A 21565-nucleotide genomic window follows, 5' to 3' on the forward strand; every position below is an offset into this window, starting at 1 on the left:
CAAGGGGTTTATGTTGCTGGGTAGTTCTGCGCAAAGTCCTGAAGCTGCGGATAGAACAATCTGAAATCATCGCTCAACGGCTCATACAACACCCGCAATTCCTGCATCGCTGCGGCCAGTTCCGCCGGCCGCGTCAGCCTCCGTGAAATCCCTCGCAGCACCTGCTCAAGCACCGCAAATTCCCGATAGGAACCCAACCAGTCATTCGCGACCATGTGCGGTGCAATCCTCGCCAAGCGTTCCGGAAGTTGCGGCTCCGAAGACAGCACCCGGTATACATCCGAGGTGAATTGCTCCAGTGGCTGATCCGAGTAAAGCGTCCAGTCCCGGGCCAGGCAATGGTCGAAAAACACGTCGAGCACGATCCCGGCGTAACGCCGGCGGGTCAGGGAAAACCGTGACAACGAAACGTCCACCAACGGATGGCGGTCGGTAAAGACATCGATGCTGCGATGCAGCTGGATGGCGGCTTCGATCTCCGGATCGAACTGCCCTTGCAGCCGCCCTTTGACGAAATCGCCATACAGACTGCCGAGCAATTGACCGGGGCGCTGGCCACCGAGGTGCAGATGTGCGAGATAGTTCATGCCGCGCAGCTTAGCACTACGGCCTAAATATCGTTATAACCCGATATACCGAATTACTCGGTCGTCAGACCAAAATCATATTTGTATATCGCGAAATACCGATTTAAAGTTCGCCCCATCGCGATATAGCGTTTTACTCATCACGAGCCCAAACCATGACCATCGACCTCGACGAAATAATAAAAGCCCTGGCACACCCAGTACGGCGAGAAATCCTGCACTGGCTCAAAGACCCGACCGTCGAATTCCCCGACCAGTCCCACAGCAACGAGCACGGCGTCTGCGCCGGGCAGATCGATCAACGTTGCGGTTTGTCGCAGTCCACGGTGTCTGCGCACCTGGCAACCCTGCAACGCGCCGGCCTGATCAGCAGCCGCAAAGTCGGTCAATGGCATTTTTTCAAACGTAATGAGGAAACCATCCAGGAATTCCTCAGAACCTTCAGCAAAGAGCTCTGACCCTTTACGGACAAGGAATCAACAATGCCCCTCTCGCTACTCATTCTGGCCTTGAGCGCCTTCGCCATCGGCACCACCGAGTTCGTCATCATGGGCTTGTTGCCCGATGTGGCGGCGGACCTCGGTGTGTCGATTCCCGGCGCCGGCTGGCTGGTGACCGGTTACGCCCTGGGCGTGGCCATCGGTGCGCCATTCATGGCACTGGCCACCGCCAGACTGCCGCGCAAGGCCGCGCTGGTAGCGTTGATGGGCATCTTCATCGTCGGCAACCTGCTCTGTGCAATGGCGACCGACTACAACGTGCTGATGTTTGCCCGTGTGGTGACCGCCCTCTGCCACGGTGCGTTCTTCGGCATTGGCTCAGTGGTGGCAGCGGGTCTGGTTCCGGCGAACAAGCGTGCTTCGGCCGTGGCATTGATGTTCACCGGCCTGACCCTGGCCAACGTGCTCGGCGTTCCGCTGGGCACCGCGCTCGGTCAGCAAGCCGGCTGGCGTTCGACCTTCTGGGCGGTGACCGTGATTGGTGTGATCGCGTTGATCGGCCTGATCCGCTTCCTGCCGGCCAAGCGCGATGAAGAGAAACTCGACATGCGCGCCGAATTGCGCGCCCTCAAAGGCGTCGGGATCTGGCTGTCGTTGAGCATGACGGCGTTGTTCGCAGCTTCCGTATTCACCCTGTTCACCTATGTCGCCCCGCTGCTCGGTGATGTCACTGGCGTCTCGCCCAAAGGCGTGACCTGGACCCTGATGCTCATCGGCCTGGGCCTGACGGTCGGCAACATCATCGGCGGCAAGCTGGCTGACAAAGGCATGGCCGCAACGTTGATCGGCGTCTTTATCTCGATGGCCGTGATCTCGACCGTACTGACCTGGACCAGCGTTGCGCTGATTCCGACCGAAATCACCCTGTTCCTCTGGGCCACCGCGTGCTTTGCCGCCGTGCCCGCCCTGCAAGTGAACGTGGTGACCTACGGCAAGGCAGCACCGAACCTGGTGTCGACCCTGAACATCGGCGCTTTCAATATCGGCAACGCACTGGGTGCCTGGGTCGGTGGCAGCGTCATCGCCCACGGTTTCGGCTTGACCAGCGTACCTCTCGCGGCAGCCGCACTGGCGGTACTCGCCCTGCTGGTGACCCTGATTACTTTCCGCCAGAGCGGCAATCCCGAACTGGCCCCTGCTACCAACTGATCTCTACAAGAGAGCTATTTTATGACGACTATTTTCGATCCGATCAAACTGGGCGACCTCGAGTTGGCCAACCGCATCATCATGGCGCCGCTGACCCGCTGCCGCGCCGACGAAGGCCGCGTGCCAAACGCGCTGATGGCCGAGTACTACGTGCAGCGCGCCTCGGCCGGCCTGATCCTCAGCGAGGCCACTTCGGTCACGCCGATGGGCGTCGGCTACCCGGACACCCCGGGCATCTGGTCCAACGACCAAGTACGCGGCTGGAGCAACGTAACCAAAGCGATCCACGGCGCAGGCGGCAAAATCTTCCTGCAACTGTGGCACGTCGGCCGGGTTTCCCACGAGTCGTACCTCAACGGGGAAACGCCGGTTGCACCGAGCGCCATCCAGCAAAAAGGTCACGTCAGCCTGGTTCGTCCACTGGCCGACTACCCAACCCCGCGTGCTCTGGAAATCGCTGAAATCGCTGACGTCGTCGACGCCTACCGCGTGGGTGCCGAGAACGCCAAGGCTGCCGGTTTCGACGGTGTGGAAATCCACGGTGCCAATGGTTACCTGCTCGACCAGTTCCTGCAAAGCAGCACCAACCAGCGCACCGACAACTATGGCGGCTCCCTGGAAAATCGTGCGCGCCTGTTGCTGGAAGTGACCGATGCCGCGATTGAAGTCTGGGGCGCGGGCCGCGTGGGTGTGCACCTGTCACCCCGTGCCGATCTCCATGACATGGGCGACGACAACCTGTCCGAGACCTTCACTTACGTCGCTCGCGAACTGGGCAAACGTGGCATCGCCTTCATCTGCTCCCGCGAGAAAGAAGATGGCGACAGCCTGGGTCCACAATTGAAAGAAGCATTCGGCGGCCCGTACATCGTCAACGAACGCTTCACCAAAGACAGCGCCAACGCCTGGTTGGCCAGCGGCAAGGCCGATGCGGTGGCCTTCGGCGTGCCGTTCATTGCCAACCCGGACCTGCCAGCACGTTTGAAGGCCGATGCGCCGTTGAATGAGCCACGTCCTGAGCTGTTTTACTCCAAGGGCGCGGTCGGCTACATCGACTACCCGGTGTTGTAAGCGTCCCCCCTTGAACGAAAAAGCCCCGACTCGAAAGAGCCGGGGCTTTTTTGCAACCGGGTTACTCACAAAATGCCTACAAATCAGGTAGCTCACTACCTACCAACCTGGGGAGCGTACGTATATAAAAGCACCCCATTACGTATTTTGTTTCATTTGCGCAGGCTGGGACTCAAGCGCAGCATGTCCAATCCTGTATCAACCAACCGCTCGGCGTCGATATGCAGTTGAAAGCTGTCGGGCGCCAACAGCCACTGATACAGGATGCCATCGATATAAGCATGAATGCTGATGGCCGCTCGCGCAGTGTCGAGGTCTTCCGGCAATTGCCCCCGATTGACCGCATTACTCAGGGCCAAGGCGATCCGCACATTGCAATCAAGGCTGACCTCTCGGCGCTGCTGGCGCAGGTCGCACATTTCATCGGTGAATTCGCATTTGTGAAACAGAATCTCATTGATGCGTCGGGTTTTCGGGTCCAGGGCAACTTGATGAAACAAATGAATCAGCAGTTTGCGCATGCAGCCCAAGGGGTCGAGTTCATCTTCGCTCTCACTGGCCTTGGCCATTTCATCCAGCGGTTCATGCAAGGTATCAAGCATGGCCTGCACCAGATCCGCCTTGTTGCTGAAATGCCAGTAGATGGCCCCGCGCGTGACCCCGGCCAGGGTAGCGATATCCGCCAGTGTCGTGCGCGCCACGCCCCTTTCGTAAAAGGCTTTTTCTGCCGCTTCCAGTATCTGGCTGCGGGTTTCTTGAGCTTCCTCTTTGGTACGACGGACCATAGCAGTACAACCTCAATCAGGATGCTTCAGCGATGCCTGAACATCCGCTGAATAAAAGAGGGGCGAGCGTTCTTGGGCGTCGTCCCCGGCCTACAATTCGAACCCTTGAACGGCATTTGTAACGGTGTGGATACGCGGCCAAGGTATTTACAAACAACCATGAACGTAAGTATATTCCTTAGCAAGCTACTTATCCACTCAGCGCACATTTTTTACCTTTCCACATTTCTAGTGCGCAATTTGCGCGCCTGACCCGAGGATTTTCATGCAATTCAAGCCAGCTGTTACCGCTCTGGTCACCGCCCTCGCCTTGGCATCGCTGCTCAGCGGATGCAAAAAGGAAGAGGCGGCACCTGCCGCACCACCCCCTCAGGTCGGCGTCGTTACTCTGCAACCTCAAGCCTTCACCCTGACCTCCGAGCTTCCGGGCCGTACCAGCGCGTACCGCATCGCCGAAGTTCGCCCTCAGGTCAACGGCATCATTCTCAAGCGCCTGTTCAAGGAAGGCGGCGAGGTCAAGGCCGGCCAGCAGTTGTATCAGATCGATCCGGCCGTTTATGACGCCACCCTGAAAAGCGCCGAAGCCAATCTGCAGCAGTCCAAGTCGATCTCCGACCGCTACAAGCAGTTGGTGAACGAACAGGCCGTCAGCCGTCAGGAATACGACACGGCCCTGGCCAACCGGTTGCAATCGGAAGCCGCCCTGCAAAGCGCCCAGATCAATGTGCGCTACACCAAGGTTTACGCGCCACTCTCCGGCCGCATCGGCCGCTCGACCGTGACTGAAGGCGCGCTGGTCACCAGCGGCCAGGTCGACGCGATGGCGGTGATTCAGCAACTGGACCCCATCTACGTCGACGTAACCCAGTCTTCGGTAGAGCTGCTGGAGCTGCGCCGCGAACTGGAAAGCGGTCGGCTGCAAAAATCTGGCGACAATGCGGCCAAGGTCAAGCTGACCCTCGAAGACGGCAGTCAGTACAAACAGGAAGGCAAGCTCGAGTTCTCGGAAGTCTCGGTGGACCAGACCACCGGTTCCGTGACCTTGCGTGCGGTATTCCCGAACCCTGACCACACCCTGCTGCCAGGCATGTTTGTACACGCCCAGTTGCAGGCCGGTGTGAACAGCGCGGCGATCCTCGCTCCGCAACAAGGCGTGACCCGTGATCTCAAAGGCACCCCGACCGCGCTGGTCATCGGTCCGGACAACAAGGTCGAACTGCGTCAGCTCAAGGCCAGCCGCACTGTCGGCAGCCAATGGTTGATCGAAGACGGTCTGAAGGCCGGTGATCGTCTGATCACCGAAGGACTGCAATTCGTCAAACCTGGCATTGAAGTCAAAGCCAGTGAAGCGACTAATGTTGGCGCAAAGAACCCGGCCCCCGCAAAAGTAGCTGACAAGGCTTCCAGCGGCAAAGGGGAGTAAACCATGTCCAGATTTTTTATCGACCGTCCGATTTTCGCCTGGGTAATTGCCCTGGTAATCATGCTGGTCGGAGCACTATCGATCCTCAAACTCCCGATCAACCAATACCCGAGCATTGCGCCTCCGGCGATCGCCATCTCCGTGGCCTACCCGGGCGCTTCCGCGCAAACCGTGCAGGACACCGTGGTTCAGGTGATCGAACAGCAGCTCAACGGTATCGACAACTTGCGTTATGTGTCCTCGGAAAGTAACTCCGACGGCACCATGACGATCACTGCGACCTTCGAGCAAGGCACCAACTCCGATACCGCGCAGGTTCAGGTCCAGAACAAGCTGAACCTGGCCACTCCGCTGCTGCCGCAAGAAGTGCAGCAGCAAGGTATCCGCGTGACCAAGGCAGTGAAAAACTTCCTGATGGTGATCGGCGTGGTATCGCGTGACGGCAGCATGACCAAGGACGACCTGTCCAACTACATCGTGTCCAACATGCAGGATCCGATCTCGCGGACAGCCGGCGTAGGCGACTTCCAGGTGTTCGGCTCCCAGTACGCCATGCGTATCTGGCTCGATCCGGCCAAGTTGAACAACTTCAACCTGACCCCGATAGACGTCAAGACCGCCATCGCCGCGCAAAACGTCCAGATATCGTCCGGCCAGCTCGGCGGCCTGCCTGCCATGCCCGGCACACAGCTGAACGCTACGATCATCGGTAAGACCCGCCTGCAGACCGCTGAGCAATTCAACAAAATCCTGCTCAAAGTCAACAAGGACGGCTCCCAGGTTCGCTTGAAAGATGTCGCCGACGTCGGTTTGGGTGGTGAGAACTACAGCATCAACGCCCAGTTCAACGGCGCCCCGGCTTCCGGCCTGGCGGTGAAACTGGCCAACGGTGCCAACGCCCTCGACACTGCAAAAGCCCTGCGCAAGACCATCGACAGCCTCAAGCCGTTCTTCCCGCAAGGGATGGAAGTGGTGTTCCCGTACGACACCACGCCCGTGGTGACCGAGTCGATCAAGGGTGTGGTTGAAACCCTGGTCGAAGCGATCGTGCTGGTGTTCCTGGTGATGTTCCTGTTCCTGCAAAACTTCCGCGCCACGGTCATCACCACGATGACCGTGCCGGTGGTATTGCTCGGTACGTTCGGGATCCTCGCGGCATTCGGTTTCAGCATCAACACCCTGACCATGTTCGGTATGGTGCTGGCCATCGGCTTGCTGGTGGACGATGCCATCGTGGTGGTGGAAAACGTCGAACGGGTCATGAGCGAAGAAGGCCTGTCACCCAAGGAGGCCACCAAGAAATCCATGGGGCAGATCCAGGGTGCTCTGGTCGGTATCGCCCTGGTGCTGTCGGCGGTACTGCTGCCGATGGCGTTCTTCGGTGGTTCCACCGGTGTGATCTACAAGCAGTTTTCCATTACGATCGTCTCGGCCATGGCCCTGTCGGTACTGGTCGCGCTGATCTTCACCCCGGCGCTCTGCGCCACCATGCTCAAAGCCATTCCCAAGGGTGAGCACGGCGTTCCGAAACGCGGATTCTTCGGCTGGTTCAACCGTAACTTCGACCGTAGCGTGAAAAGCTACGAGCGTGGTGTCGGCAACATTCTGCGCAACAAGGCACCGTACCTGCTGGCCTACGTGATCATCGTCGTCGGCATGATCTGGTTGTTCATGCGTATTCCATCCTCGTTCCTCCCTGAGGAAGACCAGGGCGTACTGTTCGCTCAAGTGCAGACCCCGGCCGGTTCGACGGCCCAGCGCACCCAGGTGGTCGTGGACCAGATGCGTGAATACTTGCTGCGGCCCGGCAAGGATGGCGGTGAAGGCGATGCGGTGAACTCGGTGTTTACCGTGACCGGTTTCAACTTCGCCGGCCGTGGCCAGAGTTCAGGTATGGCGTTCATCATGATGAAACCGTGGCATGAACGTAACGCCGACAACAACGTGTTCAAAGTCGCGGCCCGTGCCCAACAGCATTTCTTCACCTTCCGTGACGCCATGGTGTTCGCATTCGCGCCACCGGCGGTACTCGAACTGGGTAACGCCACCGGTTTCGACGTGTTCCTGCAAGACCGCGCCGGTATCGGTCATGAAAAGCTGATGGCTGCCCGTAACCAGTTCCTCGGCATGGCGGCGCAGAGCAAAGTGCTGTCGCAAGTGCGTCCGAACGGTCTGAACGACGAACCGCAATACCAGCTGGAAATCGATGACGAGAAGGCCAGTGCCCTGGGCATTACCATCGCCGACATCAACAGCACCCTGTCGATTGCGCTGGGCAGTAGCTACGTCAACGACTTCATCGACCGCGGTCGGGTGAAGAAGGTTTACGTACAAGGCCAGCCGGGCGCGCGCATGAGCCCTGAAGACCTGAAGAAGTGGTATGTGCGCAACAGCGCCGGGACCATGGTTCCGTTCACCGCGTTTGCCAAGGGTGAGTGGATCTACGGTTCGCCAAAACTGGCCCGTTACAACGGCGTAGAAGCAATGGAAATCCTCGGCTCTCCAGCGCCGGGTTATTCCACCGGTGAAGCCATGGCCGAAGTCGAAGCCCTGGCACTGAAACTGCCGGCGGGTGTCGGTATTTCCTGGACCGGTCTGTCTTATGAAGAACGACTGGCAGGCTCCCAGGCGCCGGCGCTGTTCGCGCTGTCGATCCTGATGGTGTTCTTGTGTCTGGCGGCGCTGTATGAAAGCTGGTCGATTCCGATAGCCGTCGTGCTCGTGGTACCGCTGGGGATTATCGGTGCGCTGATGGCCACCAGCCTGCGCGGCCTGTCCAACGACGTGTACTTCCTGGTGGGCCTGTTGACCACCATCGGTCTGGCAGCGAAAAACGCCATTCTGATCGTCGAGTTCGCCAAGGATCTGCATGAACAGGGCAAGAGCTTGCAGGAGGCCGCCATCGAGGCTTGCCGCATGCGTTTGCGTCCGATCATCATGACCTCCCTGGCGTTTGTCCTCGGCGTCGTGCCTCTGGCCATTTCCACTGGGGCCGGCTCGGGTAGCCAACACGCCATCGGTACGGTGGTAATTGGCGGTATGATCACCGCCACCGTATTGGCGATCTTCTGGGTCCCACTGTTTTTCGTCACCGTGTCGGCCATGGGACAGCGCAAAACTGTTGACCAGGACGACGCTCTTGAACCTTCTAAAGAGGCTGGCTTATGAGCAAGTCGCTACTTTCCCTGGCTGTTGCCGCTTTCGTGCTCGGCGGCTGCTCGCTGATTCCCGATTATCAGCAGCCTGAAGCACCGGTGGCGGGCCAGTACCCGCAAGGTCCGGCGTATTCGTCGGCCCAGGCGCCTGCCCAGACTGCCGCCGAACAGGGCTGGAAGCAGTTTTTCCATGACCCGGCGCTGCAACAGCTGATCCAGGTCGCCCTGGAAACCAACCGTGACCTGCGTGTCGCGGCGCTGAACATCGACGCCTTTGCGGCTCAATACCGCATCCAGCGTGCCGATCTGTTCCCGGCCGTGTCGGCCAACGGCACCGGCAGCCGTCAGCGCGTTCCGGCTCGGGCCTCGCAAACCGGCGAAGCGGGTATCACCAGTTCCTACTCGGCCACGGTCGGCATCAGCGCCTATGAACTCGACCTGTTCGGTCGGATTCGCAGCCTGAGCGAAGAAGCCCTGCAGAAGTACTTCGCCACCGAAGAAGCACGACGCAGTACCCAGATCAGCCTGGTGGCCAGTGTGGCCAACGCCTATCTGACCTGGCAGGCCGACAAGGAACTGCTGAAACTGACCCAGGACACCCTGGGTGCGTTCGAGGAGAGCTACAAGCTCACCGCCCGCAGCAACGAAGTGGGTGTCGCCTCGGCCCTGGACCTGGCCCAGTCGCGTACCTCGGTGGAAAACGCCCGCGCGCAACGGGCCAAGTACACCCGTCAAGTCGCCCAGGATGAAAACAGCCTGGTGTTGCTGCTCGGCACTGGCGTCCCGGCCAATCTGCAAGCGGCCAAACCATTGGCTGACGACCTGCTGAGCGACGTGCCGGCCGGTCTGCCATCGGACTTGCTGCAACGTCGTCCGGACATCCTCCAGGCCGAATACAACCTGAAAGCCGCCAACGCCAACATCGGCGCTGCACGGGCGGCGTTTTTCCCGAGCATCAGCCTGACGGCCAACGCCGGCAGCCTGAGCCCGGACCTGTCCGGTCTGTTCAAGGGCGGTTCGGGCACCTGGTTGTTCCAGCCGCAGATCAACCTGCCGATCTTCAACGCCGGCAGCCTGCGCGCCAGCCTGGATTATTCAAAAATCCAGAAAGACATCGGCGTGGCGAACTACGAGAAGTCCATTCAAACGGCCTTCCAGGAAGTCGCCGATGGCCTGGCCGCCCGCCAGACCTACACCGATCAGTTGCAGGCCCAGCGTGATTTCGTCACCGCGAACCAGGACTACTACCGTCTGGCCGAGCGTCGTTATCGCATTGGTGTCGACAGCAACCTGACCTTCCTCGATGCCCAGCGCCAGCTGTTCAGTGCCCAACAGGTGCTGATCACCGACCGTCTGGCGCAGCTGGTCAGTGCCGTCAATCTGTACAAGGCACTGGGCGGTGGCTGGAACGAGCAGACGGCGAAGAACGAGCCGTTGAAAGAAGAAGCGCCGAAGCTGAAGTTGTTCTGATAGCGCTGTAAAACAAGGAGCCCACCGATTGGTGGGCTTTTTTATGCGCCGGAAAAACTCTTTTGTTGTTCGATAATCGCCCAAAACCCTCTTTAACCAATTGAAGCATCCCGCTCATCCCCCGCACCATTCGTCGCACAAGACCAATAACAACAGGTTCGACACCATGCCCCCGCGCCCTGCCCTGTCCGGCTGATCCCGTTCGTTTTTATCCCGAATTCAAATTTTCGCCTGCGACCCCAGGTTGCGGCAGCGCCCCGTTTCACGCCTAAAAACTAGAGAGACCCCAACACATGACACCTTCCAATACTCAATACTGGTTCCCCAGCCTCATCGCCGTTGCACTGGCCAGTACGGCTCTGCCCGCCATGGCCGAGGAGTCAGGCTTTGTCGAAGGTGCCAAGGTCAACCTGAACCTGCGCAACTTCTACATCAACCGCAACTTCACCAACCCGACCAAAGCTCAGGGCAAGGCAGAAGAGTGGACACAAAGTTTCATTCTCGACGCCAAGTCCGGGTTCACTCAGGGCACCGTTGGGTTCGGCATGGACGTGCTGGGGCTGTACTCGGTGAAACTCGACGGCGGTAAAGGCACCGGCGGTACGCAGTTGCTGCCGCTGGATCACGACGGTCGCCCGGCGGATAACTTCGGGCGCACCAACGTGGCGTTGAAGGCCAAGCTGTCGCAGACCGAAGTGAAGGTGGGCGAATGGATGCCGGTGCTGCCGATCCTGCGTTCGGACGACGGTCGTTCCCTGCCGCAAACCTTCCGCGGCGGCCAGATCACCTCGAAGGAAATCAACGGCCTGACGCTCTATGGCGGCCAATTCCGCGCCAACAGCCCGCGCAATGACAGCAGCATGAGCGACATGTCGATGACCGGAAAACCAGCGTTCACCTCCGACCGCTTCAACTTTCAGGGCGGCGAATACGTCTTCAACGAGAAGCGCACCCAGATCGGTTTGTGGAACGCCGAACTCAAGGACATCTACAGCCAGCAGTACGTGAATCTGATCCACAGCCAGCCCATCGGCGACTGGACCCTGGGCGCCAACCTCGATTTTTTCTACGGCAAGGATGACGGCAGCGCACGGGCCGGCGAGCTGGACAACAAGACGTGGTCGGGCCTGTTCTCGGCCAAATACGGCGGCAACACCTTCTATGTCGGCCTGCAAAAACTCACCGGCGACAACGCCTGGATGCGGGTCAACGGCACCAGCGGCGGCACCCTGGCCAACGACAGTTACAACGCCAGTTATGACAATGCGAAAGAAAAATCCTGGCAGGTACGGCATGACTACAACTTCGTCGCCCTCGGCATTCCCGGCCTGACCCTGATGAACCGCTACATCAGCGGCGACAACGTCCACACCGGTACCATCACCGACGGCAAGGAATGGGGTCGCGAAAGCGAACTGGGTTACACCGTGCAGAGCGGAGCGCTCAAAGACCTGAACGTCAAATGGCGCAACTCGACCATTCGCCGCGACTACAGCAACAACGAGTTCGATGAGAACCGGTTAATCGTCAGCTATCCGATCAGCCTGCTGTAAACACAGGACTAAATGTGGGAGCGAGCTTGCTCGCGATGGCGTCAGCTCAGACAACATAAATCCAGAAGATCACTCCCGCGATTCAACCCCCAACTCATCCCACACCGACTCCGCCAAATGAAACGTCGCATTCGCCGCCGGAATGCCGCAGTAGATCGCGCTCTGCATGATCACTTCCTTGATCTCGCCGCGGGTCACGCCGTTGTTGGCGGCGGCACGCAGGTGCAGTTTGAGTTCTTCGTTGCGGTTCATGCCGATCAGCATGGCCATGGTGATCAGGCTGCGGGTATGGCGCGGCAGTCCCGGACGGGTCCAGATGTCGCCCCAGGCGTGACGGGTGATCATTTCCTGAAACTCCGAGTTGAACTCGGTCAGCGCGTTCAGGCTGCGGTCGACATGGGCGTCGCCGAGTACGGCACGGCGGACTTTCAGGCCTTCGTCGTAACGTTGTTTCTCGTCCACAAAAAGCCCCTCAATGGTCTGACAGAAATTCCAGCACCCGGTCGCTGAACGCAGCACCGGCCTGAACGTTGGACAGGTGCGCGGCGTAGAACTCGGCGTACTGGGCGCCCTGTACGTGTTCCTGAATGAAGTGCCCGCCGGACGGCGGCGTGACCGCGTCTTCGGTGCCGGCGATGACCAGCAGCGGCACCTGGATCGAGGACAACTGATCGCGGAAATCGGCATCGCGCACGGCGGCACAATTCGCGGCATAACCTTCAGGCGAGGTGGCGGCGAGCATGTCAGTAATCTTCTTCGTGGCAGCAGGATTGGCTTCAGCAAAAACCGCAGTGAACCAGCGTGCAATCGACGCATCACGCAAGGCGACCATGGCGGCCGGGCCGTCACGCAGCACGGTTTCAATGCGCGGGTTCCACACCGACGGATCGCCGATTTTTGCCGCGGTGTTGCACACCACCAGTTTGTTCAGCCGATCGCCAGCGTTGATCCCCAGCCACTGACCAATCAGCCCGCCCATGGACAGACCGCAGAAATGCGCGCGCTCGATGTGCAAGGCATCCAGCAGCGCCAGCACGTCATGGCCCAGTTGCTCGATGCTGTACGGCCCCGGCGTGACCAGCGATTTGCCATGCCCGCGGGTGTCGAAACGCAGCACGCGCAAATGCTCGGTGAACGCCGCAACTTGCGCCTCCCACATGTGCAGGTCGGTACCCAGCGAGTTGGACAGCACCAGCACCGGCGCATCAGCCGGTCCATCGAGTTGGTAATGCAGTTCGCCCTCGGCGAGTTGTACGAAAGCCACAGCAATCTCCTTCAGGCAGTCAACGCAGAATGTTCAGCCACCGCTCGCTCGACCCAGGTATGGGCCTGACCGAGGTAATGGGCGGGGTCCAGCAGATGATCGAGTTCAGCATTCGACAGTTCGGCGGTTACTTGCGGCTCGTCGCCGAGCACCGCTCGCAGATGACGTTGTTCAGCCACTGCTCGCTTGCAGCATTGCTCCAGCAAATGGTGCGCAGTGTCGCGCCCCACTCGTTGAGCGAGGACGATGCTCACCGCTTCGGCGAGCACCAGCCCTTGGGTCAGATCAAGGTTGCGGGCCATGCGCTCGGCGTCCACTTCCAGTCCATCCGCCACCAGCAACGCTTGTTTCAGGCTGCCGGACACCAGGCAGCAAATCTCCGGCAGGGTTTCCCACTCGGCATGCCACAGGCCCAGGCTGCGCTCGTGTTCTTGAGGCATGGCGCTGAACAGCGTCGAGAGCAAACCCGGAACGCGCGTCGCAGCACCGATCAACACCGCCGCGCCCACCGGGTTGCGTTTGTGCGGCATGGTCGAAGAACCACCCTTGCCCGGCGCCGAGGGTTCGAACACTTCAGCGGCTTCGGACTGCATCAACAGGCTGATGTCACGGCCCAGTTTGCCGAGACTGCCAGCGATCAATCCCAGTACCGAGCCGAACTCCACCAAGCGGTCTCGCTGGGTGTGCCAAGGTTGATCCGGCAGTGTCAGTTTCAATTCTTCAGCCAGCGCTTGGGCAATCGGCATTGCCTGCTCGCCGAGGGCCGCGAGGGTTCCAGAGGCGCCGCCGAATTGCAGCACCAGCAGTCGCGGCTTGAGTTCCCGCAGGCGCTGACGACTGCGAGTGACAGCGCCCAGCCAACCGGCGATTTTCATACCGAGGGTGACGGGCGTCGCGTGCTGCAACCAGGTGCGTCCGGCCAGTGGTGTGGCGACATAGCGCTGGGATTGGGTCGAGAGGATTTCGCCCAGTTGAGCCAGATCGCTTTCGATCAGCTCCAGCGCGCCACGCAGTTGCAACACCAGACCGGTGTCCATCACGTCCTGGCTGGTCGCGCCCAGATGCACATAGCGCTCGGCTTCGGCGTTGCTGGCCGCAATCTGTTTACCCAGCGCCTTAACCAACGGAATCGCCGAATTGCCGGCCGTGGCAATCGCCTCGCCAAGAGCGGCGAAGTCGTAATGCCCGGCCTGACAGGCCGCTTCAATCGACGCGACAGCCGTTTGCGGAATCAGCCCGACCCGCGCCTCGGCCCAGGCCAGCGCCGCTTCAAAATCAAGCATCGCTTGAACCCGACCCTGATCGCAGAACACCTCACGCATGTCGCGGGCAGTGAAATAGGCATCGAACAATTGATTGCCCGGTCGCTCGTTCATAAACAGTCCCTGGAGGCGTGGGCCGGTCAGGCCCACGGGTGAAGATCAAAGGTCGTTTTCCAAATACTTCGCCTGTTTCGGCAAGCGCAGGCTGAACAGGAACGCCACCGCCATCATCACCGTCACGTACCAGTAGAAGGAGTTTTCAATGCCCCCGGCTTTGAGGCTCAGGGCCACGTATTCCGCCGAACCGCCGAAGATTGCATTCGCCACCGCATACGCCAGGCCGACGCCCAAGGCGCGCACTTCCGGCGGGAACATTTCGGCTTTTACCAGGCCACTGATGGAGGTGTAAAAACTGACGATCGCCAGCGCTACAGTAATCAGCACAAACGCCAGAAACGGACTGCTGACGCTTTTCAGGCTCAGCAGGATCGGCACGGTGAACAACGTCCCCAGAGCGCCGAACCACAGCATCGAATTACGTCGGCCGATCTTGTCCGCGAGCATGCCGAACAACGGCTGCATGCACATATAAAGGAACAGCGCGCCGGTCATGATGTAGCTGGCGGTCTTGGCCTGCATGCCGGCGGTGTTCACCAGGTACTTCTGCATGTACGTGGTGAAGGTGTAGAAAATCAGCGAGCCACCGGCGGTGTAACCGAGCACGGTAATGAACGCCGCCTTGTGGTCGCGAAACAGCGCACGGATGCTGCCGGCGTCCTTGTTTTCGCGCATTTCCTTGCTGGTGGTTTCCTTGAGCGAACGGCGCAGGAACAGCGAAATCAACGCCGCCAACGCACCGACGACAAACGGGATCCGCCAGCCATAGGCGCGCAAATCATCCTCAGTGAGGAACTGTTGCAGGATTACCACCAGCGACACCGCCAGCAGTTGCCCACCGATCAGCGTCACGTACTGGAACGAGGCGAAGAAACCGCGCTGGCCCTTGAGGGCCACTTCACTCATATAGGTCGCGGTGGTGCCGTACTCACCGCCCACCGACAGGCCCTGGATCAAGCGGGCGAACAGCAGCATGATCGGCGCCCAGACGCCGATGTCCTTGTAGGTCGGCAGGCAAGCGATGAGCAACGAACCGAAGCACATCATCAGAATCGAGATCAACATCGAATTCTTGCGCCCGTGCTTGTCCGCCAGCCGGCCGAAGATCCAGCCGCCGATAGGCCGCATCAGGAACCCGGCGGCGAATACGCCAGCCGTATTCACAAGCTGCACAGTCGGGTTATCGGACGGAAAAAAGGCAGGGGCGAAATAAATCGCGCAGAAGGCGTAGACGTAGAAGTCGAACCATTCGACGAGGTTGCCGGACGAGGCGCCGACAATCGCGAAGATCCTTTTGCTGCGCTCTTCTCCGGTGTAGTGCGCTGTAGTAGTAGTGGTGTCAGTTGTCATTGTTTTTTGCTCAATGGGGACTGTGAGAGTCTAGACACACTTTGCAACAGTCCCGTTCCACAGAAGCATTAGCAACACAGATCCCCCTGTGGGAGCGGGCTTGCTCGCGAAAGCGGTGTGTCAGGCAACATTGATATCGACTGACACGACGCCTTCGCGAGCAAGCCCGCTCCCACAGGGGTTGTGGTGTTTACTCAATAGTCGAAGAACACCGTCTCGGCATCGGTGCCCTGCAAGATCACATTCCACTGGTACACACCGGACGCATCCTTCTTCGCCAACAAGGTGCTGCGACGTTCTGCCGGCACACATTCCAGCAGCGGATCCGCCACGTTGGCCGGTTCGCCATCAAAGTAAATCCGCGTCAGCAAGTGTTTCACCAGCCCACGAGCAAACACCAGCACCACCAGATGCGGCGCCTGAGTCGTGCCGTTCAAGCCTTCCACCGTGCCCGGCTTGATCGTGGTGAAACGAAAGCGCCCTTGCGCATCCACCGGCACCCGGCCAAACCCTTCGAAGTTCGGGTCCAGGGGTTTGTCCTGATCGTCTTCGGGATGGTCATACTTGCCAGCGGCGTTGGCTTGCCAGACTTCCAGCATTGCGTCGTTGACGACGTCGCCGTTGCCATCGATGACTTGCCCGGTGATCGCCACGCGCTCTCCCAGGGTGTGTTCGACGGTCAGGGTTTCGCGGTTCAGCCAGGTCAGGCCGATGTGGTAATACGGCCCGACGGTGTGGGATGTGGTCGCATTCAGCGTCATCTTATTTCTCCATCGGCGTGGCTTCGCGGCCACGCAAGACGATGTCCCAGCGATAACCGAGGGCATAGGAAGGGATGGTTTTTTCCAGGTCGAAACTGGCGATCAAACGCTCTTTGGCGCTGGTATCCGGTACGCAGTTGTAGATCGGGTCATACGCCAGCAGCGGATCGCCCGGGAAATACATCTGCGTGACCAGGCGCGTCAGAATGCTCGGCCCGAACAGTGAGAAATGGATGTGCGCCGGGCGCCACGCGTTGTGGTGGTTGCCCCATGGGTAGGCGCCGGGCTTGATGGTCTGGAACTGGTACCCGCCATCGGCGTCGGTCACGGTGCGGCCGGTGCCAGTGAAATTCGGGTCCAGCGGCGCGTCGTGCAAGTCACGATCATGGTTGTAGCGACCGGCGGCGTTGGCCTGCCAGATCTCCACCAGAATGCCCGGCACCGGCAAACCATCTTCATCCAGCACGCGGCCGTGAATGATGATGCGCTCGCCCAGTGGTTCGCCCTTGTGCTGGGCGGTCAGGTCGTTGTCCTGCGCCTGAATGCGCTCAGCACCGATGGTCGGACCGGTAATTTCCGACAACGAATGGGGCAAAAACACCAACGGCTTGGACGGCGAGCGACGGTTGGTGGATTGATAGGCCGGGTGCAGGTAGTCCGGCTGGGTGCCCTCTTGCGGGCGGCGGTAACCAGGCTTGTCAGTCATGAAGCATTCCTCAGTTCTTATTCATCAACGCTGCGCGTCAGACCCGTTCGATCGCCAAGGCCAGACCCTGGCCCACGCCGACGCACATGGTTGCCAGACCTTTCTTGCCACCGGTCTTTTCCAGCTGATGCAGCGCGGTCAGTACCAGGCGGGCGCCGCTCATGCCCAACGGATGGCCCAAGGCAATGGCGCCACCGTTCGGATTGACCTGGGCCGCGTCGTCCGCCAGCCCCAGCTCCCGCAGCACCGCCAAACCCTGGCTGGCGAACGCTTCGTTGAGTTCGATCACGTCGAAATCGCTGACGGCCAGGCCGAGACGTTCGGTCAGTTTGCGCACCGCAGGCACCGGGCCGATGCCCATCACCCGAGGAGCAACACCGGCACTCGACATGCCCAGCACTTTGGCGCGGGCGGTCAAGCCGTGTTTCTTCACCGCTTCGGCGGACGCCAAAATCAACGCCGCCGCACCGTCGTTCACGCCCGAGGCATTCCCGGCGGTGACGGTTTTGTCAGGACCGTTGACCGGTTTGAGTTTGGCCAGGGTTTCCAGCGTGGTGTCGGCGCGAGGATGCTCATCCTGGCTGACGACACTTTCACCCTTCTTATGGGCAATGCGCACTTCAACGATTTCTTCGGCGAAAAATCCTGCGGCCTGCGCGGCGGCTGTCCGTTGCTGGCTGCGCAGTGCGAAAGCGTCCTGATCCTCGCGGGAAATTTCGTAATCATCAGCCACGTTGTCGGCGGTCTGCGGCATCGCATCCACGCCGTATTGGGCTTTCATCAGCGGGTTGATGAAACGCCAGCCGATGGTGGTGTCTTCCAGCTTCATGTTGCGCGAAAACGCCGCATCAGCCTTGCCCATCACGAACGGTGCGCGGGACATTGACTCGACGCCGCCGGCAATCGCCAGCTCCATCTCGCCACTGGCGATCGCCCGAAATGCAGTGCCGATGGCATCCATACCCGAGGCGCAGAGGCGATTGAGGGTCACGCCCGGAATGGTTTCCGGCAGGCCCGCCAGCAACAGCGCCATGCGCGCCACGTTGCGGTTGTCTTCTCCGGCCTGGTTGGCGCAGCCGAGGAACACCTCGTCCACTGCGTTCCAGTCCACCGAAGGGTTGCGCTCCATCAGTGCCTTGATCGGTACGGCGGCCAGGTCGTCGGCGCGAACCGCCGACAGGCCACCGCCGAAACGGCCGATGGGGGTGCGAATTGCATCGCAGATATAAACGTCACGCATCAGGCTTCTCCGGGTGCTTGGCCGTGGGCGGCTGCGGTGCGGGCTTCCAGATCCCTGAGCGCCTTCAGTTCAACCTCGGTCGGCTCAGCAGTGTTTTCAACATGCTCGGCGAAGCGAATCGCCCAACCGGTTGCGGCGACCACTTGTTCACGGGTCACCCCTGGGTGCAGCGCGGTGACCACGAATTCATGGGTATCCGCTTCCGGCTCCATGATGCACAAGTCAGTGATGATGCCGACCGGACCGGCGCCCGGCAGGCCGAGACGCTTGCGCGAATCACCGCCCTCGCCATGGCCGACCGAGGTAATGAAGTCGAGTTTGTCGACAAAGGAACGCGCCGACTGCTTGAGGATGATCAGCACGCTTTTCGCCGAGCCAGCGATCTCCGGCGCACCGCCAGCACCCGGCAGGCGAACTTTCGGCTGATGGTAGTCGCCCACCACGGTGGTGTTGATATTGCCGAAGCGGTCGACTTGCGCGGCGCCGAGGAAACCGACGTCGATGCGCCCGCCTTGCAACCAATAGCGAAAAATCTCACCGGTCGGGACGACGGTGTCAGCGGTTTCCGCCAGCTCACCGTCACCGATCGACAGCGGCAGTACGCTCGGCTTGGCACCGATCGGACCCGATTCATAGATAAGGACTACATCCGGCGAGGAAGTCAGACGCGCCAGGTTGGCGGCTTTCGACGGCAGGCCGATGCCCACGAAGCACACCGAACCGTTTTTCAGACGGCGGGCAGCGGCGACGGTCATCATTTCATTGGTGGTGTAAGTCATTACTTGGCCTCCGAAGCAGCGGCCAGTTTGGCCTGGAACTCGCTGAAGTCAGCGCAGCCGTGGATGTACTCGTTGATCCACGCGGTGAAGGTTTCACGGTCGCGGGCAATCGGGTCCCAAGCCTGGTAGAAACGGTTATCACGTTCGTTGTAGCCGTGAGCGTAAGACGGATGCGCACCGCCGGGAACGTGGCAGACCGCGCTTAACGCCCAGGTCGGCAGAACGCAGGAGTTCATCGGTGCATTGAGGTCGTCGACGATTTCCTCGACGGTAACGATGCAGCGCTTGGCGGCCAGTGCGGCTTCTTTCTGCACGCCGAGAATGCCCCAGAGCAAAACGTTGCCTTTGCGGTCAGCTTTCTGCGCGTGAATCACGGTGATGTCCGGGCGCACCGAAGGCACGGCCGCGAGCACTTCGCCAGTGAATGGGCAGGTGACCGTCTTGATCAGCGGGTTGACCTTTGGCAGGTCGGAGCCGGCGTAGGCACGCAGCACCGCGAACGGTAGGCCGGAAGCGCCAGCGACGTAGGCATTGGCCAGGTCGGCGTGGCTGTGCTCTTCGATTTCCAGCGCGTGCGGCCACTGCTTCTCGACGGCGTCACGCAGGCGATGCAGCGAACCGACACCCGGGTTACCGCCCCAGGAGAAAATCAGCTTGCGAGCACAACCGGCGCCGATCAACTGGTCGTAGATCAGGTCAGGCGTCATCCGCACCAGGGTCAGGTCTTTCTTGCCCTGGCGAATGATTTCGTGACCCGCCGCCGTAGGGATCAGGTGTGTGAAGCCTTCGAGCGCGACCGTATCGCCGTCGTTAACGAATTGCTTCACCGCGTCGTGCAGCGAAAGGATTTCAGCCATGGGGCAGGCTCCCGTTTTGTTATGAACCGACAGTGGAAGAAAAAGGCGCGATGCGCAGCGCCGGAATGAATGAAGAGTAAGCCCCTGAAAAACGCCAAACAATCCGATAATCGACTGAGTGTTCGTTTATCGAACAGATTGTTGTCTGGCTACCGATCACCAGAACCCTGGACTCAAGTCGCATCCGCATGGCTGACCATGCCCTTGATCACCACTGCCGTGGTCGCCAATGCCGCTGGAATCACCAGCGCGGTCAGCACCTGCTCGAAGTTCCAGCCCAGGCCCAGTAGGGTTGCGCCCATCCAAGCACCAAGGATCGCGCCAAAGCGGCCAATCCCGAGCATCCACGACACCCCGGTCGCCCGCCCCTGCGTCGGATAAAACCGCGCCGCCAGTGAAGGCATCGCCGATTGCGCGCCGTTGACGCACATCCCGGCCACCAGCACCAACGTCGCCAATAGCGTGATGTTGCCCAGGCTGTGCCCTACCGCGTAGGCAAATACCCCGGCGAATAGATAGAAAATGCCGATAACCTTGTGCGGATTGAACCGGTCCATCGCCCAGCCCACGCCCACCGCACTCAATACCCCGCCAAACTGGAACAACGCACCAATGAATGCCGCCTGCTCCATGCTCGCGCCGCTGTCACGCATCAGCGTCGGCAGCCAACTGGTCAGCAGATAAACGATCACCAGCCCCATGAAGTAGGTCAGCCACAGCAACAAGGTGCCGGTGCTGTAAGTGCCGGAGAAGATCACTGCGAACACGTTGCGGGCCTTCACGTTTTTCTGTTCCGGCACGCTGAAGCTGGAAGCCTGGGCGACGACGATTGGATCGATGGGCGCCAGGGTCTTGCGCACTTTGTCAGTCCCGCGATTGCGGACGACGAGGTAACGCGCCGATTCCGGCAGCCAGAACAGCAATACGACGGCGAGGATCAGCGGCAAAATCCCGCCGATCAGCAGCAGACTGTGCCAACCAAAGGCTGGAATCAGTTTGGCGGAGATGAAACCGCCACCGGCCATGCCGAGGTTGAAACCGCAGAACATGCTGGTCACCAGCAGGGATTTTTTGCGCTCCGGGGTGTATTCGGACAACAGCGTCGTGGCGTTCGGCATGCCGGCGCCAAGGCCCAGGCCGGTGAGGAAACGCAGTACCAGCAGCTGATCGACGTTGGTGCTGTAAGCCGAAGCCAGGCTGAACGCGCCGAACAACAGCACCGCGCCTACCAGTACGACTTTTCGCCCGAAGCGGTCGGCCAATGGGCCAGAACCCAGTGCGCCGAAGACCATGCCGATCAACGCCGCGCTCATCACCGGGCCGAGACTGGCGCGGTCGATGCCCCAATCCTGAGACAGGGCGGGCGCGATGAAGCCCATGGCCGCCGTGTCGAGGCCATCGAGGAAAACAATCAGGAAACACAGGATCACCACTCGCCATTGGTAGCGCGAAATGGGTTGAGCATTGATGAAGGACTGCACGTCGAGGCAGTTTCCTACAGCAGACTGGGGCTGGTTCATTATTTTTATTCCACGC

19 protein-coding genes are annotated in these 21565 nt (G+C 60.2%); 7 read left to right on the plus strand and 12 right to left on the minus strand.

What is annotated here, in order from left to right:
- Positions 1–8: 8 nt before the first annotated feature.
- A complete protein-coding gene (locus tag FQ187_RS07825; protein WP_149629025.1) occupies positions 9–587 on the minus strand; it encodes an ACP phosphodiesterase in 579 nt (192 codons plus the stop codon).
- A 155-nt stretch (positions 588–742) separates the two neighbouring features.
- On the opposite strand from FQ187_RS07825, the gene FQ187_RS07830 reads away from it, so the two are divergent.
- The 3 genes from FQ187_RS07830 to FQ187_RS07840 are packed head-to-tail and all read left to right on the plus strand — an operon-like array spanning position 743 to position 3307.
- The gene (locus FQ187_RS07830) at positions 743–1045 is read left to right on the plus strand and encodes a helix-turn-helix transcriptional regulator (protein WP_149629026.1); all 303 of its coding nucleotides are present in this window, start codon (positions 743–745) and stop codon (positions 1043–1045) included.
- Positions 1046–1069: 24 nt separating this feature from the next.
- Positions 1070–2236, plus strand: coding sequence for an MFS transporter (locus tag FQ187_RS07835; protein WP_149629027.1), 1167 nt, complete (start codon positions 1070–1072; stop codon positions 2234–2236).
- Between the two features lie 21 nt (positions 2237–2257).
- On the plus strand, positions 2258–3307 hold the full coding sequence (locus FQ187_RS07840) for an alkene reductase (RefSeq protein ID WP_149629028.1): 1050 nt from the start codon (positions 2258–2260) through the stop codon (positions 3305–3307).
- A gap of 152 nt (positions 3308–3459) precedes the next feature.
- Here the strand turns inward: FQ187_RS07840 and emhR are convergent, their stop codons facing one another.
- A complete protein-coding gene (gene emhR / locus FQ187_RS07845) occupies positions 3460–4092 on the minus strand; it encodes an efflux system transcriptional repressor EmhR (RefSeq protein WP_074874205.1) in 633 nt (210 codons plus the stop codon).
- Positions 4093–4357: 265 nt separating this feature from the next.
- Here emhR and emhA point away from each other — a divergent pair, with 265 nt between their 5' ends.
- From emhA to FQ187_RS07865, 4 genes are all read left to right on the plus strand, one after another.
- Positions 4358–5515, plus strand: a complete 1158-nt coding sequence (gene emhA, locus FQ187_RS07850; protein WP_149629029.1) for an efflux RND transporter periplasmic adaptor subunit EmhA — start codon at positions 4358–4360, stop codon at positions 5513–5515.
- A 3-nt stretch (positions 5516–5518) separates the two neighbouring features.
- Positions 5519–8683: an efflux RND transporter permease subunit EmhB gene (gene emhB / locus FQ187_RS07855; RefSeq protein ID WP_149629030.1), complete on the plus strand. Its 3165-nt coding sequence runs from the start codon at positions 5519–5521 to the stop codon at positions 8681–8683.
- Entirely contained in the window at positions 8680–10140 is a 1461-nt protein-coding gene (gene emhC, locus FQ187_RS07860; RefSeq protein WP_149629031.1) for an efflux RND transporter outer membrane subunit EmhC, read from the plus strand. Before emhB ends, emhC begins: the two co-directional genes overlap by 4 nt.
- A gap of 293 nt (positions 10141–10433) precedes the next feature.
- Positions 10434–11693 (plus strand): OprD family porin, encoded by a 1260-nt coding sequence (locus FQ187_RS07865; protein ID WP_149629032.1) that lies wholly within the window; start codon positions 10434–10436, stop codon positions 11691–11693.
- A 69-nt stretch (positions 11694–11762) separates the two neighbouring features.
- On the opposite strand, the gene pcaC is transcribed toward FQ187_RS07865, so the two are convergent.
- The 10 genes from pcaC to FQ187_RS07915 form a co-directional block, all read right to left on the minus strand.
- Positions 11763–12155, minus strand: coding sequence for a 4-carboxymuconolactone decarboxylase (gene pcaC / locus FQ187_RS07870; protein WP_033060940.1), 393 nt, complete (start codon positions 12153–12155; stop codon positions 11763–11765).
- A 10-nt stretch (positions 12156–12165) separates the two neighbouring features.
- Complete coding sequence (gene pcaD, locus FQ187_RS07875; RefSeq protein WP_149629033.1) at positions 12166–12957, minus strand: 3-oxoadipate enol-lactonase; 792 nt, start codon at positions 12955–12957, stop codon at positions 12166–12168.
- An 11-nt stretch (positions 12958–12968) separates the two neighbouring features.
- Complete coding sequence (locus tag FQ187_RS07880) at positions 12969–14333, minus strand: 3-carboxy-cis,cis-muconate cycloisomerase (protein ID WP_149629034.1); 1365 nt, start codon at positions 14331–14333, stop codon at positions 12969–12971.
- A 45-nt stretch (positions 14334–14378) separates the two neighbouring features.
- Positions 14379–15686 (minus strand): MFS family transporter, encoded by a 1308-nt coding sequence (locus tag FQ187_RS07885; protein ID WP_149629035.1) that lies wholly within the window; start codon positions 15684–15686, stop codon positions 14379–14381.
- Positions 15687–15880: 194 nt separating this feature from the next.
- On the minus strand, positions 15881–16447 hold the full coding sequence (pcaG, locus tag FQ187_RS07890; protein ID WP_149629036.1) for a protocatechuate 3,4-dioxygenase subunit alpha: 567 nt from the start codon (positions 16445–16447) through the stop codon (positions 15881–15883).
- Position 16448: 1 nt separating this feature from the next.
- The gene (pcaH, locus tag FQ187_RS07895; protein ID WP_129441815.1) at positions 16449–17153 is read right to left on the minus strand and encodes a protocatechuate 3,4-dioxygenase subunit beta; all 705 of its coding nucleotides are present in this window, start codon (positions 17151–17153) and stop codon (positions 16449–16451) included.
- Positions 17154–17190: 37 nt separating this feature from the next.
- Positions 17191–18396, minus strand: coding sequence for a 3-oxoadipyl-CoA thiolase (gene pcaF / locus FQ187_RS07900; protein ID WP_178122688.1), 1206 nt, complete (start codon positions 18394–18396; stop codon positions 17191–17193).
- Positions 18393–19172: a CoA-transferase subunit beta gene (locus tag FQ187_RS07905; RefSeq protein ID WP_149629038.1), complete on the minus strand. Its 780-nt coding sequence runs from the start codon at positions 19170–19172 to the stop codon at positions 18393–18395. The genes pcaF and FQ187_RS07905 overlap by 4 nt, the downstream gene beginning before the upstream one ends.
- Positions 19172–20029 carry a CoA transferase subunit A gene (locus FQ187_RS07910; RefSeq protein ID WP_007947285.1) on the minus strand — a complete coding sequence of 286 codons (858 nt, stop codon included), beginning with the start codon at positions 20027–20029 and terminating at the stop codon, positions 19172–19174. The genes FQ187_RS07905 and FQ187_RS07910 overlap by 1 nt, the downstream gene beginning before the upstream one ends.
- 173 nt (positions 20030–20202) lie before the next feature.
- Positions 20203–21549, minus strand: coding sequence for an MFS transporter (locus FQ187_RS07915; RefSeq protein ID WP_149629039.1), 1347 nt, complete (start codon positions 21547–21549; stop codon positions 20203–20205).
- Between the last annotated feature and the right edge of the window lie 16 nt (positions 21550–21565).

This window comes from Pseudomonas sp. ANT_J28, from assembly GCF_008370005.1.
GTDB classification, from domain to species: domain Bacteria; phylum Pseudomonadota; class Gammaproteobacteria; order Pseudomonadales; family Pseudomonadaceae; genus Aquipseudomonas; species Aquipseudomonas frigoris.

Bases quoted from the DNA above. Each gene is read 5' to 3' on its own strand.
- pcaG (WP_149629036.1), bottom strand. From the start codon at position 16,447: ATGACGCTGAATGCGACCACATCCCACACCGTCGGGCCGTATTACCAC.
- FQ187_RS07835 (WP_149629027.1), top strand. From the start codon at position 1,070: ATGCCCCTCTCGCTACTCATTCTGGCCTTGAGCGCCTTCGCCATCGGC.
- FQ187_RS07885 (WP_149629035.1), bottom strand. From the start codon at position 15,686: ATGACAACTGACACCACTACTACTACAGCGCACTACACCGGAGAAGAG.
- FQ187_RS07910 (WP_007947285.1), bottom strand. From the start codon at position 20,029: ATGGCTGAAATCCTTTCGCTGCACGACGCGGTGAAGCAATTCGTTAAC.
- emhA (WP_149629029.1), top strand. From the start codon at position 4,358: ATGCAATTCAAGCCAGCTGTTACCGCTCTGGTCACCGCCCTCGCCTTG.
- FQ187_RS07830 (WP_149629026.1), top strand. From the start codon at position 743: ATGACCATCGACCTCGACGAAATAATAAAAGCCCTGGCACACCCAGTA.
- pcaH (WP_129441815.1), bottom strand. From the start codon at position 17,153: ATGACTGACAAGCCTGGTTACCGCCGCCCGCAAGAGGGCACCCAGCCG.
- FQ187_RS07865 (WP_149629032.1), top strand. From the start codon at position 10,434: ATGACACCTTCCAATACTCAATACTGGTTCCCCAGCCTCATCGCCGTT.
- emhB (WP_149629030.1), top strand. From the start codon at position 5,519: ATGTCCAGATTTTTTATCGACCGTCCGATTTTCGCCTGGGTAATTGCC.
- FQ187_RS07915 (WP_149629039.1), bottom strand. From the start codon at position 21,549: ATGAACCAGCCCCAGTCTGCTGTAGGAAACTGCCTCGACGTGCAGTCC.
- FQ187_RS07880 (WP_149629034.1), bottom strand. From the start codon at position 14,333: ATGAACGAGCGACCGGGCAATCAATTGTTCGATGCCTATTTCACTGCC.
- emhC (WP_149629031.1), top strand. From the start codon at position 8,680: ATGAGCAAGTCGCTACTTTCCCTGGCTGTTGCCGCTTTCGTGCTCGGC.
- FQ187_RS07840 (WP_149629028.1), top strand. From the start codon at position 2,258: ATGACGACTATTTTCGATCCGATCAAACTGGGCGACCTCGAGTTGGCC.
- FQ187_RS07905 (WP_149629038.1), bottom strand. From the start codon at position 19,172: ATGACTTACACCACCAATGAAATGATGACCGTCGCCGCTGCCCGCCGT.
- FQ187_RS07825 (WP_149629025.1), bottom strand. From the start codon at position 587: ATGAACTATCTCGCACATCTGCACCTCGGTGGCCAGCGCCCCGGTCAA.
- emhR (WP_074874205.1), bottom strand. From the start codon at position 4,092: ATGGTCCGTCGTACCAAAGAGGAAGCTCAAGAAACCCGCAGCCAGATA.